The sequence below is a fragment of the Gordonibacter pamelaeae 7-10-1-b genome, from assembly GCF_000210055.1.
GTDB lineage: Bacteria > Actinomycetota > Coriobacteriia > Coriobacteriales > Eggerthellaceae > Gordonibacter > Gordonibacter pamelaeae.
Genome location: NC_021021.1, coordinates 1,723,370 through 1,724,603, shown reverse-complemented (window position 1 = coordinate 1,724,603; position 1,234 = coordinate 1,723,370). Strand labels below are relative to the sequence as shown.

The window sequence follows — 1,234 nt, the reverse complement described above, 5'->3', positions numbered from 1 at the left end:
GCGGTCGACCAGCTCGCCGATGTCGCCGTCCGACAGCCCGTGCAGCTCCACAATGCGGGAACGGCTGATGAGCGCCGAGTTCACCTCGAAGAACGGGTTCTCCGTGGTGGCGCCCACCAGCACGAGCACGCGGTCCTCCACGGCGTGGAGCAGCGCATCCTGCTGGCTGCGGTTGAAGCGGTGGATCTCGTCGACGAACAAGATGGTGCGCAGGCCGCCCATGGCCAGGCGCTTGTCGGCCGCGTCGATCTCCCGGCGCAGGTCAGACACCGTGCCGCCGATGGCCGACACCTCCACGAACGTGGCCTTCGTCGTCTCGGCCACGATGTGCGCGAGCGACGTCTTGCCCGTGCCCGCCGGGCCGAACAGGATGACCGAGCTCAGGCGGTCCTGTTCGATGGCGTTGCGCAGCCAGCTGCCGAGGCCCACAGCCTCGTCCTGCCCCACGAGCTCGTCCAGCGAGCGCGGGCGCATGCGCACCGCCAGAGGGGCGACCTCCGACTTGCGCTCGTTTTCCATTTCGGTGAATAGCGTATCCATGGCGTCCATGATACCATGCGAACGTCTGTATGGATAGAGTGTGACAAAGGGACGGGGATAATGTCACGTTCCCGAATGCTTTACGGCATCCCAGCCCATCGCGGAACGTGACATTATCCCCGTCCCTTTGTCACACCCCGCAGGGGGCTTGTGTACGTCTGTTGAATATCGGGTGACGGAGCATGTCAAGACTTTTCTTCGCCTGAAACGCACGTATACTCTGAATCAGGTCCTGCCCTCGAAGCCATACTTTGCGATGGACCGATGCTGTAACATGAGGGAGCTCAAGATAGCGCGCGGAATGGAGATTCGTGTCCGTTGATACGAAAGCCAGGAAACGGGCTGCGAGCACCCACCTTTTGAGGTGGGTTCATCCTCCTGGCCGGGGGTGGGGCTCTTCACGCAACGCAGAAGAGGCGTCGGAACCGCAAGGTTGCCGGCGCCTCGGCGTTTCCAGGAAGGGGCGCCCTACGCGGCCGGGAACCGCAGGACGAACGTGGTGCCGGCGCCCTCGGCGCTCTCCACCTCGATGGAGCCGTGATGGTAGAGCACGGCGTGCTTCACGATGGCCAGGCCGAGGCCCGTGCCGCCCGTCTCCTTCGAACGGCTCTTGTCCACGCGGAAGAAGCGCTCGAACACCTTCTCGCGCAGCTCCTCGGGAATGCCGGGGCCCGTGTCGCTCACGCGCACGACC

General features: G+C 64.3%; 2 protein-coding genes. Both read right to left on the bottom strand.

Annotated features, from left to right (window positions below):
* The coding region (locus tag GPA_RS08005) for an AAA family ATPase (protein ID WP_041239300.1) at positions 1-540 on the bottom strand (540 nt) is incomplete at its 3' end.
* A gap of 468 nt (positions 541-1,008) precedes the next feature.
* Positions 1,009-1,234, bottom strand: a 226-nt coding sequence (locus GPA_RS18095) for a sensor histidine kinase (RefSeq protein ID WP_231847604.1), incomplete at its 5' end; no start/stop codon positions are given.